Below are 16,697 nucleotides of genomic sequence, written 5' to 3'. Positions count from 1 at the left end.
GATGCTGCGCACGCTGGCGAGGGTCAGCAGGGCGAGGCCGGCCAGCGTGGCGGCCCCGCCGATCAGCTCTGCGGTGAGATGCATGGGGACTCCTGGGCGGGGCGAGGGCTGGGGCGGGGCCGTGGGACGGGGCCCGCAGGCCGGTTTCGGAGGACGGTCCCGGGGGGTCGTCCCGGGCGCCCCGCGGACGGGTTCGTCCGCCCCGCGGACCGTGTTCGTCATGGCGGACCGTGTTCGTCATATAGGCATGGGAACTCCGCGCCCGGCCGATTCCGCAGCCGCGGCGATGCCCGATTTCACCCGGAGAGCAGAGGGCGTCAAGATCTGGGGTGGCGGGTGGGATGCCCCCGGTCCGAGGGCTACGATGCTCAGCTGTGTCCAAACTGACCGACGTGCCCAAGCGGATTCTCATCGGGCGCGCATTGCGCAGTGACCGGCTCGGCGAAACGCTCCTGCCGAAGCGGATCGCCCTCCCCGTCTTCGCCTCCGACCCGCTGTCCTCCGTGGCCTACGCGCCCGGCGAGGTCCTGCTGGTCCTGTCCATCGCCGGGGTGTCCGCGTACCACTTCAGCCCGTGGATCGCGGCAGCGGTCGTCGTGCTGATGTTCACCGTGGTCGCGTCCTACCGGCAGAACGTGCACGCCTACCCGAGCGGCGGCGGCGACTACGAGGTGGCCAACACCAACCTGGGCCCCAAGGCCGGCCTGACCGTGGCGAGCGCCCTGCTCGTCGACTACGTCCTGACCGTCGCCGTCTCCATCTCCTCCGGCATCGAGAACCTCGGCTCCGCCATCCCCTTCGTCGTCGAGCACAAGGTCCTCTGCGCCGTCGCCGTGATCGTGCTGCTGACGCTGATGAACCTGCGCGGCGTCAGGGAGTCGGGCACCCTCTTCGCCATCCCGACGTACGTCTTCGTCACCGGCGTCTTCATCATGATCGCCTGGGGCGCCTTCCGGGGCCTGGTCCTCGACCACAGCATGCGCGCCCCCACCGCCGACCTGGAGATCAAGGCCGAGCACCAGGGGCTGGCCGGCTTCGCCCTGGTCTTCCTGCTGCTGCGCGCCTTCTCCTCCGGCTGCGCCGCGCTCACCGGCGTCGAGGCCATCTCCAACGGCGTCCCCGCCTTCCGCCGGCCCAAGTCCAAGAACGCCGCGAACACCCTCGCCCTGATGGGCCTGCTCGCCGTCACCATGTTCTGCGGCATCATCGCGCTGGCCGCCACGACCAAGGTCCGCATGGCCGAGGCCCCCGCCACCGACCTCCTCCACAACGGCGTGCCCGTGGGCCCCGACTACGTACAGGACCCCGTGATCTCCCAGGTCGCCGAGGCGGTCTTCGGCCGGGGCAGCTTCCTCTTCGTCGTGCTGGCCGCGGCCACCGCCCTGGTGCTGTTCCTCGCCGCGAACACCGCGTACAACGGCTTCCCGCTGCTCGGCGCGATCCTCGCCCAGGACCGCTACCTGCCCCGCCAGCTCCACACCCGCGGCGACCGCCTCGCCTACTCCAACGGCATCGTGCTGCTGGCCGGCGCGGCGGCCCTGCTCGTGGTCGTCTACGGGGCCAGCTCCACGCGCCTGATCCAGCTCTACATCGTCGGCGTCTTCGTCTCCTTCACGCTCAGCCAGATCGGCATGGTGCGGCACTGGAACCGGCACCTGGCGACCGAACGCGACCCCGCGGCCCGCCGCCACATGATCCGCTCGCGCACCATCAACACCTTCGGCGCCTTCTTCACCGGGGTGGTGCTGGTCGTCGTCCTGGCCACCAAGTTCAGCCACGGCGCCTGGGTCGCGCTGCTCGGCATGTGCATCTTCTTCGTGACCATGTCCGCCATCCGCCGCCACTACGACCGGGTCGCCGAGGAGATCGCCGCCCCCGAGGCCCCGGACGAGACCTCCGGCGACGACACGGGCCGGCCCTCCCGGGTCCACTCCGTCGTCCTCGTCTCCAAGATCCACCGGCCCGCGCTGCGCGCCCTCGCCTACGCCAAACTGCTGCGCTCCGACAGCCTGGAGGCGCTGAGCGTCAACGTCGACCCGCAGGAGACCAAGGAACTGCGCGAGGAGTGGGAGCGGCGGAACATCGACGTCCCCCTCAAGGTCCTGGACTCGCCCTACCGCGAGATCACCCGCCCGGTGATCGAGTACGTCAAGAACCTCCGCCGCGAGGCCCCGCGCGACGCCGTCTCCGTGATCATCCCCGAGTACGTGGTCGGCCACTGGTACGAACACCTGCTGCACAACCAGAGCGCGCTCAGGCTCAAGGGCCGGCTGCTCTTCACGCCGGGCGTCATGGTGACGTCGGTGCCCTACCAGCTCCAGTCCTCGGAGGCGGCCCGGCTGCGCGCCCGCCGCCGCCAGGAGTGGTCGGCCCCCGGCGCCGTCCGCCGCGGCCCGGCGAAAGCCGGCCCGACGAAAGAGCCGCAGCCGCCGCCGAAGTAACCGGCGGCGGGGTGGCGCCCCGGGGACCTAGGAGCCGGGGCGGGCCGTGGAAGGGCGGCGCCCCGGGTGGTGGTCTCGCCGTCGGAGGCCGCCGCCCGAAGCCCGGCACGAGGCCGGCCACCGGCCGGGCGGCGGGTTCCGCCGACCGGCCGGGCGGCGGGTTCCGCCGTTGGCCGGGTACCGAGGTTGGCTTTTGGTCCGGGGGTGGGTTTCGGTGTCGGCTGGGTACCGAGGTTGGCTTTTGGTCCGGGGGTGGGTTTCGGTGTCGGCCGGGTACTGGGATCGGCTTTTGGTTCGGGGGTGGGTTTCGCTGTCGGCCGGGTACTGGGATCGGCCTTTGGCCCCGCGGCGAGTTTCGCCGGCAGCAGGGCACCGAGGTCGGCCGTCGGCCGGGCACCGGGATCCGCGGGCTGAGGTCCGGCGGCGAGGTCCGGCACGGGGGTCCGCCGTCGGAGGCCCTGGCACGGAAGTCCGGCGGCGGAACCCGGCGGCGGAGGCTGCCGGTGCCGAGGTCCCCGCGCGGGGAGGTCCCCGCGCCGGAGGCTTCCGTAGCGGAGGTCCCCGCGCCGGAGGCTGGCGGTGCGGGAGCCTCCGCCGCCGACGTAGACTCGACGGCTGCTGGCCGCGACCGGACGGCTGTTGTCCGCACGTTCCCCCTCGTCGTACTGGAGTCACCCCGCCATGCAGGCAGAACCGAAGAATCCGCAGGCGGGAACGTCCCTGGTGGGGGAGGAGTACGAGGTCGAGGTCGGCCCCGTCGCCCACGGCGGCCACTGCGTCGCACGGACCGCCGAGGGCCAGGTCCTCTTCGTGCGCCACGCGCTGCCCGGCGAACGGGTCGTGGCCCGCGTCACCGAGGGCGAGGAGGGCGCGCGCTTCCTGCGCGCGGACGCGGTCAGCGTCCTCGACGCCTCCAAGGACCGCGTCGAGGCCCCCTGCCCCTTCGCCGGCCCCGGCCGCTGCGGCGGCTGCGACTGGCAGCACGCGAAGCCCGGCGCGCAGCGCCGCCTGAAGGGCGAGGTCGTCGCCGAGCAGTTGCAGCGACTCGCCGGCCTCACCCCGGAGGAGGCCGGCTGGGACGGCACGGTGATGCCGGCCGAGGGCGACAAGCTGCCCGCCGGCGAGGTCCCCGCGTGGCGCACGCGGGTGCAGTACGCCGTGGACGAGGCGGGCCGCGCCGGTCTGCGCCGGCACCGTTCGCACGAGGTGGAGCCGGTCGACCACTGCATGATCGCCGCCGAGGGCGTCAGCGAACTCGGCATCGAGCGGCGGGACTGGACGGGCATGGCCTCCGTCGAGGCCATCGCGGCGACGGGCTCGCAGGACCGGCAGGTCATCCTCACGCCGAGGCCGGGCGCACGGCTGCCGATCGTCGAACTCGACCGGCCGGTGTCGGTCATGCGGGTCGGCGAGAAGGACGGTGGCGTCCACCGGGTCCACGGCCGCCCCTTCGTACGGGAGCGCGCCGACGGCCGCACCTACCGGGTGGGCAACGGCGGTTTCTGGCAGGTCCACCCGAGGGCCGCGGACACCCTCGTGACCGCGGTCATGCAGGGCCTGCTGCCGCGCAAGGGCGACACCGCCCTCGACCTGTACTGCGGTGTCGGCCTCTTCGCCGGTGCCCTGGCCGACCGCGTCGGCGACCAGGGGGCGGTGCTGGGCATCGAGTCCGGCAAACGCGCCGTCGAGGACGCGCGGCACAACCTCGCCGCCTTCGACCGGGTCCGCGTCGAACAGGGCAAGGTGGAGTCCGTCCTGCCCCGCACCGGCATCACGCGGGCCGACCTCATCGTCCTCGACCCCCCGCGGGCCGGCGCCGGCCGCAAGACGGTGGAGCACCTCGCGTCCCTGGGCGCCCGCCGCATCGCCTACGTCGCCTGCGACCCGGCCGCCCTCGCCCGCGACCTCGCCTACTTCCGCACCGGCGGCTACCGCCCCCGCACCCTGAGGGCCTTCGACCTCTTCCCGATGACGCACCACGTGGAGTGTGTCGCGATCCTTGAACCGGCAGCAAAGGGCTCCTGACCTGCTGTTTTGTGCGTGCGCATTATGTGCGTTGTGGGCGCTATGGGCGATATCTTGACGCTGAAATGACGCTCGTGACGCTCATTTGACGCTCGTTCTGATGGAGGGTCAGTTGGTTCTTCCTGCGGTGACGGTGGGTCGGAGTCCTCCTGCGGGAGGTGAGGGCACGAACGACCCGCAACTCTTATCCGGCCACTGTCCAGTGCACGCTCAGGAGCAGTTGCTTGCCCAGAGGTGCTTCGGTGTCGTGCCGGCGCATCTTCATCTCGCCGTAGTGGAAGTCCGACGAGCCTGGTTCGCTTTTGCCATCTTCCAACGCTTAGGCAAGTTCCGCTCCGGCAGCACGCGCAGGCTCCGGGGCCGATCGGCAAGAGCACGTCGAGGAGGTCCAATAGGTGAACCATGGGACGCTGGCTGCTGCCTCTGGCAGAGTGATCGGCACTGCTAGACGATTCTCGTGAGGAACCTTGTGAGCACGCTCGGTAGCTTCATCTGGTCAATCGCTGACCAGCTTCGGGGCCCCTACCGCCCCAACCAGTACGGGACGGTGATTCTCCCGTTCACGATCTTGAGACGGCTCGACTGCATCCTCGAGCCGGACCGCGCGGCGGTACGGGAGCTGGCTGCGAGGCACGAGAACCCGAACCGGCTCAAGGTCGAGGTCAAGAAGGTCACGGGCCGAACGTTCTACAACACCTCCAACTACGAGTTCGCGAACCTGCTGGCCGACGCGGACGGGCTGGCGGACAACCTCGCCGACTACATCGACCGGTTCTCCGCCGACGTGGACGTGTTCGAGTTCTTCGACTTCAAGAAGGAGATCCTGGCCCTGGAGAAGGCCGGGCTCCTGCGCGAGATCGTCAAGTCCTTCGGCGCCATCGACCTGCATCCCGGCGTGGTGTCCAACGCAGACATGGGGGATGCGTTCGAGTACATCATCCGCAAGTTCAACGAGGCCGCGAATGAGACCTCAGGAGACCACTACACGCCGCGCGACGCGATCCGGCTGCTGGTGGACCTGCTCTTCGCGGAGAAGGACGTCGACCTCACCGAGGGCGGCATCATCCGGTCGCTGTACGACCCCACCGCCGGCACAGGCGGCATGCTCTCCCTGGCAGAGGAACACCTGCTCGCCGAGAACCCCGAAGCGAAGCTGAGCCTGTACGGCCAGGAGTACAACCCGCAGTCGTACGCCATCTGCAAGTCCGACCTACTCGCCAAGGGCCACGACGCGACCAACATCGCCTTCGGTAACACGCTCACCGACGACGCTTTCAAGGGCCGCCAGTTCGACTATTGCATGTCCAACCCGCCCTACGGGGTGGACTGGAAGCAGTACGCCAAGGCAGTCAAGGAGGAGCGCGACTCCGCCGGCCCCTACGGCCGCTTCGCGCCGGGACTCCCCGCGACCTCGGACGGCCAGATGCTCTTCCTGCTCCACTTGGCCCACAAGATGCGCGCACCTGAGGACGGCGGCGGCCGCGTCGGCATCGTCATGAACGGCTCGCCGCTGTTCAACGGTGCCGCCGAGTCGGGCCCCTCCAACATCCGCAGGTGGCTGCTGGAGAACGACCTGGTCGAGGCGATCGTCGCGCTGCCGACCAACATGTTCTTCAACACCGGCATCGCCACCTACATCTGGATCCTCGACAACACCAAGCACCCCGACCGCGAGGGCAAGGTCCAACTCATCGACGGCACATCGTTCTGGACCAGGATGCGCCCGAGTCTCGGCTCGAAGAACCGCGAGATCAGTGACGATGACCGGGCCAAGATTGTGCAGTTGTACGCCGATTTCGAAGAAGCTGATCCCGATCTCTCCAAGGTACTGAGAAGCAACGAGTTCGGTTACTGGAACATCACCGTCGAGCGCCCGCTAATGGAAGACGGTAAGCCGGTCGTCGACCGAAAGGGCAACCCAAAGCCAGACTCGAAGAAGCGCGACACCGAGAACGTGCCATTCACCTACGGCGACTCGATGGCAGACGCGGAGGCGGAGCGCGAGGTCATCCAGGCGTACTTCGACGCGGAGGTGAAGCCGCACGTCCCCGATGCCTGGATCGACTGGGCGAAGACAAAGGTCGGATACGAAATCCCCTTCACCCGCCATTTCTACAGGTACGTCCCGCCCCGGCCGCTCGCCGACATCGATGCCGATCTGGAGAAGCAGGTCGCCAAGATTCTTGACCTCCTGCGAGAGGTGGAGCAGTGACCGGTCCTCTTTGGGAGGCCCTGCCCGATGGATGGATGGCAGGCCAGGTCAAGCACGCCGCGACGGTCACGCTCGGTAAGATGTTGCAGGGCAAGGATTCGGGCAGTGACACGCGTGCGCCCTACATGCGCGCTGCGAATGTGCAGCCCGATGGCGTATTGGCCCTCGACGACGTGAATGAGATGTGGTTCGGTGAGGGCGAACTTGAGCAGTTGAGTATCCGCGCGGGCGACGTGGTCGTCGTCGAGGGCGGCCAGGGCGGATTCGGCCGTGCCGCGTATATCGATCAGGATATTCCTGGCTGGGGATTCCAGAACTCGATCAACCGACTTCGGCCGCTTGGAGACTTTGACGGGCGCTTCATCGCTTTCTACTTGATTGCGTTGCGGGCTAGTGGCTTCATCCGTGCCTGCTCCAACGTTGTCTCAATGCCGCACCTCACGGCAGAGAAGCTTGCCAGGATTCCTATCCCGCTTCCGCCAGCGGAGGTGCAGCGCGCCATCGCAGACTATCTCGACCGCGAGACAGCCCGCATCGACACGCTCATCGAAGAGCAGCAGCAGCTGATCAAGATGCTTCGTGAGCGTCGGTTTGCACTTCGCGTCAACGTGGCTTTACACGGAACGACATCGACGGAGGAGACCGAAAGTCCCTTGCCGTGGGCAAAGACGCTCCCAGCTGCTTGGCGTGTCGTCCCACTCACCTCCGTTGCAGCACTCGAAAGCGGACACACTCCGAGCCGCTCCCGGGAGGACTGGTGGCAGGACTGTTATATCCCGTGGGTAAGCCTCCACGATGTTGGGATGATGCGAGGTGTCAAGTACCTAAACGACACGACGCAGCACATCAGTGACGCTGGAATTGCCAACAGCTCCGCCCGTCTCCTTCCAGCACGGACTGTTGTCCTCTCTCGGGACGCCACTGTCGGCCGTACTGCGATCATGGGTGTTCCGATGGCAACATCTCAGCACTTCGCGGCGTGGGTGTGCGGACCGGATCTTGATCCCGAGTACCTCTGGGTCTTGTTTGAGGATGCGATGCAGCCTTTCTTCGACTCATTCCAGAATGGCTCGACGATCCGAACGATTGGGATGAGAGACCTAAAGGCATTTCGCATTCCGCTGCCGCCTCTCGACGAGCAGCGCCGCATCGTCGAATTCCTGGACGAGGAGACAGTGAAGATCGACTCACTCATCACTGAGACGGAGCGGTTCGTCGAACTTTCCAGGAAGCGCCGATCTGCATTGATCACGGCGGCGGTGACGGGCCAGATCGACGTGAGAGAGGGGGCGTGATGGCCGACCATAACGAGCCGGTCTTCGAGAAGGAGATCTGCGAGTACCTGCGGGATCACGGCTGGCTGTACTCGAAGAACGACCGCGACGGTGGCAAGTACGACAGAGAGCGGGCATTGTTCCCCGCTGATCTGTTCGCGTGGCTGGAGGAGACGCAGGGGCCGGCGTACGAGAAGGCGTTGAAGGCGGCGGGGTCGCAGGCGAAGTTTCTCGACGTGCTGACTGCGGCGCTCGATCGGCCGCTGGAACATGGCGGTGGGACGCTGAACATCCTGCGTAACGGGGTGCAGTACATCGGCGGTGGCCGGTTGAAGATGGCGCAGTTCCGTCCGGAGACGTCGCTCAACGAGACCACGACGGCGCACTACGAGGCGATGCGGGTGCGGGTGGTGCGGCAGGTGCACTTCTCGACCGCCGACCAGCGCAGTATCGATCTGGTCTTCTTCGTCAACGGGCTCCCGGTGGCAACGGTGGAGTTGAAGACCGACTTCACCCAGTCGCTGGACGAGGCGGTCAACCAGTACAAGCGTGATCGCAATCCGTTGACGAACGGGCGGCCGGAGCCGTTGCTGTCGTTCGGGCACCGGGCGCTGGTGCACTTCGCTGTCTCGAACGGCCTGGCGGCGATGACCACGAGGCTGGAGGGGGAGAAGACCCACTTCTTGCCGTTCAACATCGGCTTCGACAGCGGTGCCGGTAACCCGCCCGGCGCGAACGGACGGTCGTCGACGGCGTACCTGTGGGAGCGGGTGTGGGAGAAGCACGCCTGGCTGAACATCATCGGGCGGCTGATGATCGTGCAGACCAAGGAGGAGTGGGACGTCACCGCCGGCACATCGGTGCGGCGTACGAGCATGCTCTTCCCGCGGTTCCACCAGTGGGAGGCCGTCACGAGCATCGTCGAGGCGGTGAAGGAGGAGGGTGTGGGGCAGCGGTACCTGATTGAGCACTCGGCCGGGTCGGGGAAGACGAACACCATCGCCTGGACCGCCCATCGGCTGGCGCGGCTGCATGTCGATGATCGGAAGGTCTTCGACTCGGTCATCGTGGTCGTCGACCGCACCGTTCTCGACTCCCAGTTGCAGGATGCGATCCGGCAGATCGACGGCTCCGGCAAGATCGTCGCGACTATCAGCCCCGAGGACGTCCGCAAGGCCGGCGCGAAGTCGAAGTCGGGTCTGCTGGCACAGGTGTTGAAGAACGGTGAGCTGATCATCGTCGTGACGATGCAGACCTTCCCGCATGCGCTGGACGAGATACGGACCGACGCTGGCCTGAAGGGCAAGCGCTTTGCCGTCATCGCCGATGAGGCGCACTCCTCCCAGTCGGGTCAGATCTCCTCGAAGTTGAAGCAGGTACTGACCGCTGAGGAGGTGAAGGAGATCGAGGATGGTGGCGAGATCGATGTGGAGTCGTTGCTGGCCTCGGAGATGACCGAGCGGGCCGAGTCGGAGAACATCTCCTACTTCGCCTTCACTGCGACGCCGAAGAACAAGACGCTGGAGCTGTTCGGCCGCAAGGGCGCCGACGGGAAACCGTACGAGTTCCACCTGTATTCGATGAAGCAGGCGATCGAGGAGGGCTACATCCTCGACGTGCTCAAGGGCTACCAGCACTACGACACCGCGTTGAAGATCGCCGGCAGGGCCGAGAGTGGTGACGGAGGGGAGGTCGAGGAGGGTGCCGCCCGGAAGGGCCTGATGCGGTGGGTGCAGCTCCACCCGACGAACATCAGCCAGAAGGTGCGAATCATCGTCGAGCACTTCCACTCCAACGTCGCTTACCTCCTCGAAGGCAAGGCGAAGGCGATGGTGGTGACCGACTCGCGCAAGTCCGCGGTGAAGTACAAGCGGGCCATCGACGCCTATATCGCCAGGCGCAGCGCCGAGGACGCCTCGTACAACTACCGCACCCTGGTCGCCTTCTCCGCCGGGGTAACGATGGCCGAGGAGGAGACGTGGCACAGTGACTGGGGCCCGCAGCCGTCTAAGGATGACGAGTTCACCGAGGCCAACATGAACCCCGGTGCCGGGGCTGATCTGGCGGCCGCGTTCAAGGGTGATACGTACAAGATCATGCTGGTCGCCAACAAGTTCCAGACCGGCTTCGACCAGCCCTTACTCTCGGCGATGTACGTCGACAAGAAGCTGTCGGGGGTCGCCGCGGTACAGACGCTCTCGCGGCTCAACCGCACCCACCGAACCGCTGGTGGGGAGCAGAAGCGCAAGACGTTCGTCATCGACTTCGCCAACAAGCCCGAGGACATCAAGGCGGCCTTCGAGCCGTACTTCAAGAACGCCACCCTGGAGACCGAGACCGACCCGTACGTCGTCGTCCACCTGGCTAACAAGCTCGCCCAGGCCGGAATCTACACCGAGGACGACGTCCGCAAGGTCGCCGAACTGTGGGTGACACGGAAGGGCAACAACGCACTCTCGGCGGCGATTAGCCCGGCGCAGCACGACTTCCGGCGCCGCTACGCGCGGGCGATCGCGGAAGAGGACAAGGTCACGCTCCAGGCGCTCGACCTGTTCCGCAAGGACGTCTCCACCTACGTACGCCTCTATGACTTCATGTCCCAGATCGTCGACTACGGCGACCCCTACATGGAGATGCTCTCGATCTTCCTGCGCCTGCTGGAGAAGGTCATCGCCGAGTCCGCGTGGGCGGCCGACGTCGACCTCTCCGACGTGGTGCTGGTCGGGGTCAAGCACAACAAGGCAATCGCGGTCGACATCTCGCTCGTGGGTGACGGGCAGCTGAAGGGCATCAGCGCCGCCGGCACAGGAACGAAGAAGGACCCGAAGTACGTCGCGCTCCAGGTCGTCATAGACAAAATGAACGACCTCTTCGGCGCCGAGTCGTTCGCCGAGTACCAGATCAGGGAATTCGTGCAGGGCCTCGTCCAGCGGTTGCTCGCCGACCCGAACTTGGTAAAGCAGACCAAGGTGAACTCCAAGAAGCAGTTCGTGGAGTCGCAGGACTTCCAAGCAGCCGTTACGGAGGCGGTCGCAGACAACCAGGACGCCCACAACACGATGGCCGACTATTTCTTCACCGACGGGCCGGCCATCAACTCGATCATCGTCGCCCTCGCGGATGCCTTCTACGAAGCAGCGGTCGATCAGCACGTGGATTCTTAGATGCGGCAGCACGCATATCCCGCATGTCCCGCCCCAGCAGACCACACCTCTGCGGGAGTGAGGCCAAGGAACCATGGCCCTGCTGCCCGAGCGCGGACCTAGTAGGTCGCGCCTACCACTGCGCCGAGCGCTGGCCGTACCCGGCACGGCAGCAGAGCCCCGATACGGCAGCACGGCCCGGACTGCGCCTCGCGGTCAGGGCCGTGCCCCGCGTGGTGCTGCCCCGGCAACCTGCTGCGGTTGCCGGTCCTCGTGCTGCTCGGGGCGGGATGTCGATGAAGTGCGAAGGGATCATTTGCCTACTGTGCCAGTGGCCACCGAATCCTCCGCGACCTCGGTTCGCACCTGTTCTGACGCTTGTGGCGGTGCGGACACGGACTCATCCCGAGGGGCTCCCTGGGATACCAGTTCGGAGATGTGCTGGGCGAGGGTGTTGGCGTTCATTGGGCATGCCTCGACGATTATGGGCCACCACTGGCTCTCGCGCGTGGCGTAGGGATTGCCTGACTTGGAGATGAGGGACCGCGCGCGGGTGATGACGATGCCATGGCGTGCCCTGGAGACCATGACGAGGACGACCCGGAGCTCTTCTGCCAGTTGCTCGGCGGTGTCGGCCCGACCATCTGGGATGTGCCAGTCCTCGAAGCCGGGCACGAATACCCAGTCGAACTGCTGCCCTTTTCCTGTGTGGGCGTTGAGCAAGTGGACGCCCGGCTCGATTGCCGAGCCCTGCTCCACGATGCGGAGTTGGGCTGCCGCCGCGGCGAGAGATCCTGCCTGGATGGCCAGGCGTTCGAACTCTGATAGGGCGTTCGTCGCCTGTTCCATCGTGTCGACATCGCCCGGGTCGATGCCTCCAAGCACCGCGCTTCGCAGCCTCTCCATATCGGCTTGGCGCGGCAGCTGGGCAACCGTGGCCACCAGCCGCTGAACCATGGTGTTGTCCTCGATCGCGAGGTCCCAGCGCTGGCACCGGAGGTGGACTGCGTTCGAGAACGCCGCATCCACGTACTTGCGGCGCCACCCAGACCGGGTGATGACGCCGATGGTCGCCTTGGGAAAGGCAGACAGGATTTCGGTTGACCGGTCCACAATCCACCCTGCTTCCTCCGCCCCGCTGTTGAAGCCCGCGGTGGCTGCGGCCCCGCCCTGAGGCCAGGCATCAGGCCGGACTGACCGGAGATCCGCGACATCGTTGAGCCGGGCTGCGACATGGTTCACGACGTCGAGCACGGCGGGGGAGGACCGATACGAGAGAGTGAGCCGGCTTGGTTCGCCGCAGATATGCCTCAACTCCCGTTCCACCTCAGCGGGCCGTGCGCCGGCCCAGCTGAAGATCCCCTGAAGGGGGTCGCCGACGAAGGTCCGGCTAGCCGAGCTGCTCGCGAGGGCGATCTCCAGCTGCTGCGGTGACATGTCCTGGAACTCGTCGACCAGAACCGCACCGTAGTGCAGTTGGTACAGGCGGGCGATCTCCTCGACCCTGAGCAGCCGTTGGGCGTGCCGGAGCAGATCCTCGTAGTGGAAGATCCCTTCTGCGAGACGCTTGGCCTCGATCTGCTGGGCGAAGGTGTTACCGCTGGCGGCGAGGGCTTCGCGCACCTCATCGTCGTCGTATGGGCCCTGCTTTGCGGCGGTCAGGGCCGCTTCGATGGCCTTCCTGCGGTTGATGGCAGGGCCGATGTCTAGGCCGTCGGTGAACAAGGAGATCGCGTCGGTGAGGGTTGAGCGGCCAGGCATCGGAGTGTTCGGATCGAGCCCGAGAGTCCGGCCGTGGGCGCGGATGATGTCAGCGGCATGCCCGTGGAAGTTGGTAACTCGGACGTGGCGCGAAAAACGTTGCGGTCCCAGAGTGCGCAAAAGGCGCTCACGTAGGTTCTGCTTCGCGCGATTGGAGAACGTCAGTGCGAGGATGCGCTGGTGGGGCTGTAGCGCACCGAGTAGGTGAACCGCGCGTCGGGCGAGCAGCTCCGTCTTGCCGCAGCCCGGCGGTGCGATGGCCAGGAGATTCGCCGCTGGGCTGTAGGCCAGGTCCTGTCCCGTGTCCTGATTCATCCTCCGGCCAGTTCCTTAGCCCGGGTGAGGATTCCAGCGACGCTACCTATCGCCTCCGCTTGTTCACGGGTTATCGCGTCCGCGATGGCTGTGGCCGCATCGGTCTTGTTCCTGCGGCAGTAGGCCGCGACGGCTTCGGACGTGAGCTCATCCTCGCTGGAGGCACCACACGCCTGGAGGAGCCCCTCGAGTCGGCACACGCCTGCGTCGATGAGGATGCGGCCGGCGCCAGGCCCGGTCAGCGCTTTGCAGTACTCATCCTCCAGGTCGCTGTCGCTGGACCAGACCTTCGTTCCGATCAGATCCTTCGGCCGGCCCCCGATAGCACCGAGGAAGATGCCTTCCTCGGCCTTGTCTACGAGGCCCAGGACGTGCACGCCGAAGCCGTTTGGTCCGAGCATTTTGTAGACGTGCCGGAACTTGTCGGCACCGTCCAGTTCGAAGACGACTACGCCGAGACGGTCGAGCCCGATACCGAGTGCCCGTGCTGCCGCTTCGACGATGATCCTGTCGGCGACGCCTTCGACCGCGATGACGTAGCGGGCGGTCAGGGCTTCTAGCAGGCGCGGGGACCACCATTGGGCGCGGAGCTTCTCCACCGCACCCAGGCCACCATCCGGCACCTGGTGCACATCCCCACCGGGGGCAACCACCAGCACCTGGGCCGGCTCGAAGCGCTGCAGAACGTACGGCGAGTGCGTGCAGACGATCTTCTGGTTTTCGGCCGCGGCGAACAACTCGGCGATGGTCCGCTGGCTGGCAGGATGCAGGTGGAGTTCCGGTTCGTCGACCGCGATGATGTTCGCGGCGTTCTCGGCAAGGTCGAACAGGGTGAGCGCCATCAGCTGGCGAAGACCATCCGACTGCTGGGCGATCGGCACGTACTGGTCATCGCGATGGAGAAACATCGAGACGCCCTCCAGCACGGACGCACCCGGGTCGGCCGCGGTGCGCACAGCCAGATCGTTGGCGGTGACCTGGCGCGGCATAGCCTTGGCCAAGTGCCCCGCGATCTTCTTGCGGAGCTTGGTCAGACTCTCGCTGACGTGGAGCTTGTCGTTGAAATCGCCGAGGATCGCCGTGAGGGCGGCCCGCTCCGCGCCCATGTCGAGGCTGTCGAACATCAGCTGCAGGGCACTGTTCGGGCCCCCAAGCTGCGCCCCGTTCGTCCCGCGCGTGGCCGGCAGGTAGCGCCAGCCGAACGCGTCGAGCTGCTGGCGAGTCGGCGCGCGACGGTCTGCCGTACCGGTCAGGACCCGGTGGATGACCACAGCCTCCACGTCATCCTCGTTGGGCTGCACATCGAGACGGACCGTCAGCGATGCGGCGTCGGAGCTGGCATCGATGTCGATCTCACGGTGGAACAGGGCTTTCTCGATGATGGAGAAGTCGGCCAGAACCGCCTCCACGGTCAGTGGCTGATCCTGGTCCCGAAGATCCGCTCGTGACAGACTCTGGTACAACTGGCCGAGCGTGGCGCCTAGCGTGAGGTTAAGCATCCGCAGGAGCGACGTCTTGCCGACATCGTTTGCGCCCACGACGACAAGGTGCTTGCGAACCTCGATGTCGAGGTCTTGCAATCGGGCGTAGTTGACGACTTTCAGCCTGGTGAGCCTCACCGTCGCTGACCTGCCCGTCGCAATACGGGCTTCGGACGCCGAACGACGGTGCCGGAATGACTCACGGGCGGATTCAACAGGGCGCTGAGGTTCACCCGGTTAGAGTACGACGATTAGGGCTTCCGGGCTCCGGAATTTCGGGTTTCTGATCCGGGATGATGGTTGGAAACCGGTGCTCCAGGCTCCTGGCGGGGCACGAAGCTGTCCGAGTCGAGAGCACGGTGCCACCGCCCGAGCGTAATAGTCGGGTGCGCGAGGACGGGTAAAGGAATTCTGCGCGACCACTGATCGGGAGGCGGGAACCAGGGGGCGGAGGATGGCGGGCTGCGTGGTCAAGCGCAGCCCGGTCCGGTCTGCTCTTCGGCGCCGATGGCCGTGGGCGAGCTGGAAGGGAATGTCTTGGAGCAGGGCTGTGAGCGTGTGCGTCTGGCTCCCCGAGGAACGACGGCCCAGGCAAGCAAGTTCCGACTTCTCGCCTCACCGCTCGCCGAGAAATTCGCAGGCACCGTGGACCCTGGTGGTCAGCCGACGCTTGTGGTGTGGCTGTCGATGCGCACGTCGAGGGCTCCTGGCGAGCGCGTGTCCGCCCGCCGGCCGACGCGCAGCCGGGAGGCGTTGAGGCCGTCACGCTGGGCGATGAGCACCCCGAGGTCGTAGCGGCTGATCGCGTCGGATCCGGCGATGTGGCCGTGAGCCGGGGGTTGCGGATCCGAGCGCCGGGCTGTTCAGCACACGTTTTCACAGGCTTAGATGTCATCTCATTTGGCCCAGTAGGCTGTTGGTCGTGGCGGGGATTGTTGAGCGGCTGGTGCCGGACGAGTTGTGGGAGCTGTTCCAGCGCGTGGTGCCGGAGGCGCCATCGCGGCCGCAGGGCGGCGGCCGACGTCGGCACGGTGACCGTGAAGGGCTGGCCGCGATCGTGTTCGTGGCGACGTCGGGCTGCACGTGGCAGCAGCTGCCCGCAGCGTCGTTCGGGCCGTCCGGAGCGACGGCTCACCGCAGGTTCACCGAGTGGTCAAAGGCCCGGGTCTGGGCCAAGCTACACCGCCTGGTCCTCGACGAACTCGGAGCCCGCGGCGATCTGGACTGGTCGCGGTGTGCGATCGACTCGGTGAACATGCGGGCCTTGAAAAGGGGGACCTGACGGGTCCGAATCCTGTGGACCGGGGCAAGTTCGGCTCGAAGATCCACCTGATCACCGAGCGGACCGGTCTGCCCCTGTCCGTCGGAATCTCGGGCGCCAACGTCCACGACAGCCAGGCCCTGATCCCGCTCGTGAAGGGCATACCGCCCATCCGCTCCCGCCGGGGTCCCCGCCGGCGCAGGCCCGGCAAGCTCCATGCCGACAAGGGCTACGACTACCGCCACCTGCGGAAATGGCTATCCCAGCGGGGTATCCGGCACCGCATCGCCCGCAAAGGCGTCGACACCTCGCAGCGGCTCGGACGGCACCGGTGGACCATCGAACGCACCATGTCCTGGCTCGCCGGCTGCCGACGGCTCCACCGTCGCTACGAGCGCAAGGCAGAGCACTTCCTTGCCTTCACAAGCATCGCCTGCACCCTCATCTGTTATCGCAGACTCGCCAAATGAGATTACTTCTTAGTGCCCTGGTTGGGGTATGGCGGTGGCACCCCCCGGCAGGACTCGAACCTGCGGCCAAGCGCTTAGAAGGCGCCTGCTCTATCCACTGAGCTACGGGGGCTGACCTGCGTAAACGCAGCCTCCGGGCGCTGTCCCCCAAGTGGCGGGGGACACATGGGGGAAGCGCGGATTCCCGGTGACCGGGGGACGCGAGCGCTCCCCGGTCGGGCAGCACGCAGGGTCTCACACTATCTTCACGCCCCCGAAGGCTCTCGCGGAAACAATCCCTCACTGCGTCGGCGTTGGTGATGTCCGAGCCGAGG

Annotated in this window: 9 protein-coding genes and 1 tRNA gene; 6 read left to right on the top strand and 4 right to left on the bottom strand. The window is 66.6% G+C overall.

The window, feature by feature from the left end; all coding sequences use genetic code 11:
- Positions 1-374: 374 nt before the first annotated feature.
- The 5 genes from VM636_RS07380 (at position 375) to VM636_RS07360 (ending at position 11,116) form a co-directional block, all read left to right on the top strand.
- Positions 375-2,441 (top strand): APC family permease, encoded by a 2,067-nt coding sequence (locus VM636_RS07380; RefSeq protein WP_030422532.1) that lies wholly within the window; start codon positions 375-377, stop codon positions 2,439-2,441.
- 681 nt (positions 2,442-3,122) lie between these two features.
- Complete coding sequence (locus VM636_RS07375) at positions 3,123-4,466, top strand: class I SAM-dependent RNA methyltransferase (protein ID WP_338484072.1); 1,344 nt, start codon at positions 3,123-3,125, stop codon at positions 4,464-4,466.
- Between the two features lie 469 nt (positions 4,467-4,935).
- Complete coding sequence (locus tag VM636_RS07370) at positions 4,936-6,678, top strand: class I SAM-dependent DNA methyltransferase (RefSeq protein ID WP_338484070.1); 1,743 nt, start codon at positions 4,936-4,938, stop codon at positions 6,676-6,678.
- A gap of 35 nt (positions 6,679-6,713) precedes the next feature.
- On the top strand, positions 6,714-7,973 hold the full coding sequence (locus VM636_RS07365; protein ID WP_338484068.1) for a restriction endonuclease subunit S: 1,260 nt from the start codon (positions 6,714-6,716) through the stop codon (positions 7,971-7,973).
- Positions 7,973-11,116 (top strand): DEAD/DEAH box helicase family protein, encoded by a 3,144-nt coding sequence (locus tag VM636_RS07360; RefSeq protein ID WP_338484067.1) that lies wholly within the window; start codon positions 7,973-7,975, stop codon positions 11,114-11,116. The genes VM636_RS07365 and VM636_RS07360 overlap by 1 nt, the downstream gene beginning before the upstream one ends.
- 291 nt (positions 11,117-11,407) lie before the next feature.
- On the opposite strand, the gene VM636_RS07355 is transcribed toward VM636_RS07360, so the two are convergent.
- The 3 genes from VM636_RS07355 to VM636_RS07345 all read right to left on the bottom strand — a co-directional run bounded on the left by VM636_RS07355 (position 11,408) and on the right by VM636_RS07345 (position 15,434).
- The gene (locus VM636_RS07355) at positions 11,408-13,171 is read right to left on the bottom strand and encodes an ATP-dependent helicase (protein WP_338484065.1); all 1,764 of its coding nucleotides are present in this window, start codon (positions 13,169-13,171) and stop codon (positions 11,408-11,410) included.
- Positions 13,168-14,790 carry an AAA family ATPase gene (locus tag VM636_RS07350; RefSeq protein WP_338484063.1) on the bottom strand — a complete coding sequence of 541 codons (1,623 nt, stop codon included), beginning with the start codon at positions 14,788-14,790 and terminating at the stop codon, positions 13,168-13,170. The genes VM636_RS07355 and VM636_RS07350 overlap by 4 nt, the downstream gene beginning before the upstream one ends.
- Before the next feature lie 521 nt (positions 14,791-15,311).
- Positions 15,312-15,434 carry a hypothetical protein gene (locus tag VM636_RS07345; RefSeq protein WP_338484061.1) on the bottom strand — a complete coding sequence of 41 codons (123 nt, stop codon included), beginning with the start codon at positions 15,432-15,434 and terminating at the stop codon, positions 15,312-15,314.
- Between the two features lie 149 nt (positions 15,435-15,583).
- Here VM636_RS07345 and VM636_RS07340 point away from each other — a divergent pair.
- Positions 15,584-16,383 (top strand): IS5 family transposase gene (locus VM636_RS07340; RefSeq protein WP_338486324.1). Its coding sequence is split into 2 segments (ribosomal slippage): positions 15,584-15,923 and positions 15,923-16,383, totalling 801 coding nucleotides; the frame shifts between segments, so codons are not numbered across the junction.
- Positions 16,384-16,422: 39 nt separating this feature from the next.
- Here the strand turns inward: VM636_RS07340 and VM636_RS07335 are convergent.
- Positions 16,423-16,495: transfer RNA gene (locus VM636_RS07335), tRNA-Arg, on the bottom strand.
- Positions 16,496-16,697: the final 202 nt, after the last annotated feature.

This window comes from Streptomyces sp. SCSIO 75703 (genome assembly GCF_036607905.1).
Taxonomy (GTDB): Bacteria; Actinomycetota; Actinomycetes; order Streptomycetales; family Streptomycetaceae; genus Streptomyces.
Note: the sequence above shows the minus strand (reverse complement) of the source record. Positions and strands in the feature narration are given on the sequence as shown.